The sequence below is a fragment of the Natrinema gari JCM 14663 genome (assembly GCF_000337175.1).
GTDB lineage: Archaea > Halobacteriota > Halobacteria > Halobacteriales > Natrialbaceae > Natrinema > Natrinema gari.
The window spans coordinates 1-225 of record NZ_AOIJ01000004.1; the positions used below are offsets into that span (position 1 = coordinate 1).

Here is a 225-nt window from a genome sequence, read left to right on the forward strand (position 1 = left end):
TCGCCGCCATGAGTACCTGTGTCGGATCTCGGTACGGACAGTGTGCTCGCCTTTTCACGGGCTCTAGGTTGGCCTGACTTGCGCGATCCAGCCATTCGTTCGCTTCGTGCCATTACGGCTTCCACGAATTTCGACTGTTCGACTGGGCGAAGGCCCAGCTCAGGCGGCCCCAAAGCGTCGGCTTTGAGTGCACACTGGCATAGGAATATTAACCTATTTCCCTGT

The 225-nt window shown here is 56.9% G+C and carries 1 rRNA gene; it reads right to left on the reverse strand.

The annotated features are described in order from the left end of the window. Window positions 1-225 (reverse strand): 23S ribosomal RNA (locus tag C486_RS21860); the annotation flags it as partial.